General features: G+C 69.5%; 6 protein-coding genes. 4 read left to right on the forward strand and 2 right to left on the reverse strand.

Features of this window, described 5'->3' with window-relative positions; genetic code table 11:
• Window positions 1–179: 179 nt before the first annotated feature.
• Both AC0Z36_RS29010 and AC0Z36_RS29015 read right to left on the reverse strand, forming a co-directional pair.
• A complete protein-coding gene (locus tag AC0Z36_RS29010) occupies window positions 180–560 on the reverse strand; it encodes a hypothetical protein (protein ID WP_485466058.1) in 381 nt (126 codons plus the stop codon).
• Between the two features lie 293 nt (window positions 561–853).
• The gene (locus AC0Z36_RS29015) at window positions 854–1513 is read right to left on the reverse strand and encodes a SigE family RNA polymerase sigma factor (protein WP_485466059.1); all 660 of its coding nucleotides are present in this window, start codon (window positions 1511–1513) and stop codon (window positions 854–856) included.
• Between the two features lie 167 nt (window positions 1514–1680).
• Here AC0Z36_RS29015 and AC0Z36_RS29020 point away from each other — a divergent pair, with 167 nt between their 5' ends.
• From AC0Z36_RS29020 to AC0Z36_RS29035, 4 genes are all read left to right on the forward strand, one after another.
• Window positions 1681–2355, forward strand: a complete 675-nt coding sequence (locus AC0Z36_RS29020; protein ID WP_485466060.1) for a response regulator — start codon at window positions 1681–1683, stop codon at window positions 2353–2355.
• A 95-nt stretch (window positions 2356–2450) separates the two neighbouring features.
• A complete protein-coding gene (locus AC0Z36_RS29025; protein WP_485466061.1) occupies window positions 2451–4139 on the forward strand; it encodes an ATP-binding protein in 1689 nt (562 codons plus the stop codon).
• On the forward strand, window positions 4136–4780 hold the full coding sequence (locus AC0Z36_RS29030; RefSeq protein WP_485466062.1) for a hypothetical protein: 645 nt from the start codon (window positions 4136–4138) through the stop codon (window positions 4778–4780). The genes AC0Z36_RS29025 and AC0Z36_RS29030 overlap by 4 nt, the downstream gene beginning before the upstream one ends.
• Window positions 4781–4884: 104 nt before the next feature.
• Window positions 4885–5889: a trypsin-like serine peptidase gene (locus AC0Z36_RS29035; protein ID WP_485466063.1), complete on the forward strand. Its 1005-nt coding sequence runs from the start codon at window positions 4885–4887 to the stop codon at window positions 5887–5889.
• The last annotated feature ends 94 nt before the right edge of the window (window positions 5890–5983 follow it).

A 5983-nucleotide genomic window follows, 5' to 3' on the forward strand; every position in this document is an offset into this window, starting at 1 on the left:
CGGCCCCCCGGGGGGGGGCCCCCCGCCCGCCCCCCCCCCCCCCCGCGCCCCCCCGGCGGCCCCCCCACCCCCCCGGGGGGGGGGGGGCCCGCCCCCCCCCCCCCCGGGGGGGCCCCCCCCCGCCCTTCGTGTTTCCTGCGGACCGCTTTTGTACGGACCGCTTTTGTACGGACCGCTCGTTACCGGACGCTGCGCATCAGGCTGTCGAAGGACGAGCCCCGGCCGAGCTTCCCGGTCACCGCGCCGCTGCTGACCGCGGGACCGTCGTCGTTGACGTTCGTGCCGACCGAGTTCGACAGCGGGTCGACCCCGGTGGCCGCGGTCGGGTTCAGCGGCAACCGCGTGACCGGCGATACGGCGGCCGGGACGGCGGTGACCGCACCGCCCGTGGGGTCGGTGGTGTTCCTGTCCGGCACTGCCGTGTCAGGTTCGACATCGGGCTGGGAGAGCCCGTCGGGGAGTCCGGCCAGGTGGTTCGCCGAAGCCGGAGCACCCATCCCGAGGGCCATCGCGGCACCCAGGGAGGAGACGACCAGCGCCTTGCGCAGTGCGGAAGCCATGCGGGAATTCCTTGTCCGTAGCCAAAACCCCGTATCGAACACGGACCGTAGTCAGCCGGTGACACCGGAAGCAAAGGAACGGGGGGAACGTCACCCGTTCCGGTGACTCATTGGTCCGGACGACGCGCAGGAGTGGACCGTACGAAAAAAATCCACGGACCCGTGACGCACCTGGAACCGACTACGGCCCGGTGGCGTGTTTCCCATCAACCGGTTCATTGGGGGAAACGCGCCACCGGGCCGTAGCGGGACCGGATGAAAACCGAACAGTGCGGGTCTGGAACCGCGCGGGATCAGGCGACCAGCTCGGCGAAGGACTCGTCCTCGTCGAAGCTCAGGACCTCGTCCTCGCGCAGTCGGCGCAGCGCGCGCCAGATGCTCGACTTCACCGTGCCGACGCTGACACCCATCGTCGCCGCGACCTCGGGGTCCGTGCGGCCCTCGTAGTAGCGCAGGACGAGCATCGTGCGCTGCGGCTCGGGCAGCTTGGCCAGCGCCTGCCACAGGACCGCGCGCAGTTCGCTGTCGCCGACCGCGTCCGAGTGGTCGATGCGCTCGGGGAGCTCCTCGGTGGGGTACTCCCCGATCTTGCGCCGCCGCCATGCGGATATGTGCAGGTTCGTCATCGTGCGCCGCAGGTAGCCGCCGAGCGCGGCCTTGTCCTGGATGCGGCCCCACGCCTGGTAGGTGCTCATCAGCGCACTCTGCAACAGGTCTTCGGCTTCGTTGCGGTCACCTGTGAGGTGGTAGGCCGTGGCGAACAGCGACGAGCGCCGTTCGCGGACGTACGCGGTGAACTCTTCGTTGACCGACGGATCAGCCGGTGTGTTGACCCGGGCCTTGGCCGCCGTGGAAACCTGTCCGGCGTCAGACAGGGCGGGGACGGCGGCCAGCGCGACGATGTTGCGTCGGTTGGCGGTGCGGTTACCCGTAAGAACTGCCTGAGCGTTCATGGCTTCTCCCCGTGGACGTTGGTTGTTCACGGCCCTAAGCCTGCCGTGCCGGTTTAATGGCTCCGTCCGCTCTCTGTCACAGCTGTGCAACAGGCGCTGCCCCTTGAGGAACCGGAAACGCACCCGGAGACCTCTTCATGCTCGTGGCATCCGACACAATGGGCTCCGTGTCCCATCTCCTGCTGATCGAGGATGACGATTCCATCCGCACCGGTCTTGAACTCGCCCTAGGTCGTCAGGGTCACCGTGTGGTGACCGCGGCCACCGGCGAGGCCGGTCTGGACCGCTGGCGTGAGCAGCGTCCCGATCTGATCGTGCTCGACGTCATGCTCCCCGGCATCGACGGCTTTGAGGTGTGCCGTCGTATCCGGCGCACCGATTCGTTGCCGATCATCCTGTTGACCGCGCGCAACGACGACATCGACGTGGTGGTGGGCCTTGAGTCCGGTGCCGACGACTATGTGGTCAAACCTGTCCAGCCCCGGGTGCTCGACGCCCGGATCCGGGCGGTGCTGCGGCGCGGTGAGCGTGAGGTCACCGACGCTTCGGTGTTCGGTGACGTGGTCGTGGACCGCAGTGCGATGACTGTGTCCAAGGCCGGTGAGGAGCTCCAGCTCACACCGACCGAACTGCGGTTGCTCGTCGAGCTGAGCAAGCGGCCCGGCCAGGCCCTGTCCCGGCAGCAACTCCTGCGCATGGTGTGGGAGCACGACTATCTGGGCGACTCCCGGCTCGTCGACGCGTGTGTGCAGCGGCTCCGGGCGAAGATCGAGGATGTCCCGGCCGCGCCGAGCCTGATCCGTACGGTCCGGGGTGTCGGTTACCGCCTCGACCCGCCGTGAGTGCCGGAACAGTCCTCAGGCCAAGCCGTACGGGTGAGGCAGCCACAACAGTCGATGCGACGGGCACAGTGTTGAGCGGTGACAGAAGAGGGCGGGTGCGCCGCACGACCGTGCGGGTCGTGCACGCACTGCGGCTGAGCAGCCTGCGGTTCCGGGTCCTGGTCGCGTTCGCCTGTGTCGCGTTGATCTCCGCGGTCGCGGCGTCGGGGATCGCCTACTGGCTGACCCGCACCGCGGTCCTGGCGCGCACTCAGGAATCGGTGCTCAAGGAGTTCCGGGACAGCCTCGGCCGGGAGGCCGGGACGCTGCCGATGGACCCGGACCACGCCGCTCTGATGAACACCGTGGAACGGATGAGCACCAACAGCTTCGGCTACAAGGTCGTGCTGGTGGGCTCGGACGCCCAGCCCGCGGAGTCCGACCTGAAGTTCACCCTCAGCATGGTTCCGACGTCGCTGCGCACGGTCGTCGAGAAGCCGGGCCCCGACGGCAAGTACCAGATGCTCTTCCAGCGGATCGAAGTGCGCGGCGACCCCTACCTGGTCGGCGGCACCACCGTGGTGCCCGGCGGACCGACCGGCTACATGTTCAAGTCGCTGGACGCCGAACAGACCGATCTGACGTCGCTGGCCCGCTATCTGACGACCGGTGTGCTGCTCGCGCTGGGTGGGGCCGCGGTGTTCGCCCTGTTCGGCGCGCGGCACATCCTGCAGCCGATCCGCCGGCTCGGTGAAGCGGCCGGGGCGCTGGGCGCCGGGCGTCTGGACACCCGGCTCGACGTCCGGGGTTCAGACGAACTCGCGGATCTGGCGCGGACGTTCAACGAATCAGCGGAGAAGCTGGAGCTCAGCGTCACCGAGCTGCGCGCCCTTGAGTCCTCGTCGCGGCGGTTCGTCGCCGACGTGTCGCACGAACTGCGCACGCCGCTGGCGGCGATGACCGCGGTGAGCGAACTCCTGGAGGAGGAGGCCGACAGCCTGGGCGCACAGGGCGCTCCGGCGGCCCGCCTGGTGGTCGCCGAGATCGAACGCCTCGCGACGCTGGTGGAAGACCTCATGGAGGTGTCCCGCTTCGACGCCGGGACCGCCGCCCTGGTCGTGGACGACGTCGACATCGCCGACCTGGTGACCGCGGCGCTCGACGCCCGCGCCTGGATGGACGCCGTGCACCTGGCGGCACCGCGCGGCATCGTCGCCCGGGTCGACCCCCGACGCCTGGACGTGATGGTGTCCAACCTGGTCGGCAACGCACTCAAGCACGGCGGCTCCCCGGTGACGGTGGAGATCAGCCGCGAACCGCGCGGCACCGAGCCGGGGCTGCTGCCCGAGCCGCACACTGAGGACCTCGTGATCGCCGTGTCCGACACCGGCCCCGGAATCCCCGAGGATGTCCTGCCGCACGTGTTCGACCGCTTCTACAAGGCAGACAGTTCACGGGCCCGCTCCGAAGGCAGCGGCCTGGGCCTGTCCATCGTCAAGGAGAACACCCGTATCCACGGCGGAATCGCCTTCGCGACCAACCTGCCGGGGCGCGGGGCCAAGTTCACCCTGCGCATCCCGCTGGTGCCGCCGGCCGACGAGGACTTCGGGCTCGGCCCCGACCACTTCCGGCACGGCGACCGCCCGGGCGGCCGCAACGGGCGGCACGACCGGCTGCCGGACGACTCGATGGACAACTCGTGGGACGACCTGGAAGCCGATCCCGACGATCTGCCGGACGAGGTGCCCGACAACCCTGAGGACCGCCGTACGGACGACTCCCGGGACGGCGGCGACCCCGCATGACCGACCGTCAGTCACGTACGTTCACGGTCGCGGTCGCGGTGGCCACACTCGCCGTAGTCGGGCTGTCCGGCTGCGGCATCCGTACGACCGAAGGGCCCATCGGCGCGGGCCGCCCGGCCACCCGGGTCCCCGCGCCCAGCACGACGCCGCCTCCGCAGGAGGGGGGGCACGAGATCTACCTGGCCCGCAACAACCGGCTGCAGGCGGTGCCCCGCAGCGGTGTGGTGCCGCTGCTCGCCGGAGCCCCTGGTGCCGATCCGACGACGGTCAGGGAACGGGCCAGCCAGATCAACCGGCTCCTGGAGGAGCTGGCGTTCGGGCCGACCGAGGCTGAGGCCGCCGAGGGGTACAGCACGGGCGTCCCCCTCGGCGGTGTACAGACGAAGCCGCTTCTGGACGGCGACACGCCACTCCTCATCCGCCTCGACATCCCCCTGACCGGGCTGGCCGCAACGGCTCTCGGGCAGATCGTCTGCACGCTGCAGACAGCGTCGAAGATGGACAGCATCCTGCTCGCCGGCCCCCGGAGCGCACCCGAGCAGCAGCGTTGCGTCAGCTTCCAGGAGGGCAAAGCGCCGATCCAGCACACTCCCGGATCCCGGCCGACGGCGAAGAGCAGCATCACCACCCCGTCCCCGTAGTAGGCGGTAGCCCTATCATCCGAAGGGTTACGCCATTGGGGGGTTGAGAGGTGTCGTACAGCTACGATCACGCTCGTCGCAACCGGACAGTCACTGTGTCCGTGGTGGCCGGGGTACTCGTGACGGTCCTCGGGTTGCTGCTGAGCGGGTCACTGGCGATGCGGGCGGCTGAGAAGTCGGCGATGGCCAGCAAGGATTACACCGACCAGGAAGTCCGCGACAACAAGGACTGGTGGGATCCGAGCCGGCAACAGGACGCCCGGCCGCAGGGTCCGCAGGCCACCCAGCCGGAGGCGCCAGCCGATACTCCGCAGCAGCCACCGGGTGGTTCCGGACAACCGGACTACCGGCAGCCGAAGACGGTGTCGGCCGAGCAGGTGTCGGCCCCGTACGCCCGTACGGAGAACGCGGTCCAGGGGAAGATCTTCTTCCAGGTGCCCGGCGGGTCCGCCGAGTGCAGTGGGACAGTTGTGCACCATCCCAGCGGGGACATGGTGTGGACGGCCGGGCACTGCCTCCACGGGGGGAAGAACGGGGACTTCTACAACCGGGTGACGTTCATCCCCGGCTATGACGGCGAAGGCCGGACCCAGGCCGCGCGGGAACCTTACGGGCGCTGGCCGGCCCGGACCCTCGCGGTCAGCAGGCAGTGGGAGTCGGACGCCGAACCGGAGAGCGGGTCCACCGCCTCACCGTTCGACTTCGGCGCGTTCCTGGTCGCCCCGCAGGGCGGGAAAACCCTCGAGCAGGCCGTCGGCCAGGGCACGGACATCGCCTTCAACGCGCCGCGCCACCTGCGGGTGCGGTCGTTCGGCTATCCGGCGGACACACCGTACGACGGCCAGAGCATGTACCGCTGTGATTCGCCGACCACCGACTTCCCCGGCACCGGTCAGTCGTGGCCCAAGCCGGACATGCTCTGGATGGGCTGCACCATGACCAGCGGGGCAAGCGGCGGTGGCTGGTTCGCCGAGGTCGGCGGGCGGCGGGCCCTGGTCAGCAACGTCTCGCTGGGCATCACTTCGCCCCGGTCCGGGGCCAGCCGGCAGACGATGACGGGCCCCTACCTGGGGGACGACGCCAAGGAACTGTTCGGGCAACTGGGCTAGGTCCTGTCTGGAGTGCAGATCATGAGTTCGTGAGATCGCCTGCGCGCGGTGCGCCGGCTTTGATAGGTAATTGGTCATGGCGCGAGGCGATCTC

The organism is Kitasatospora sp. UYEF31, assembly GCF_057291755.1.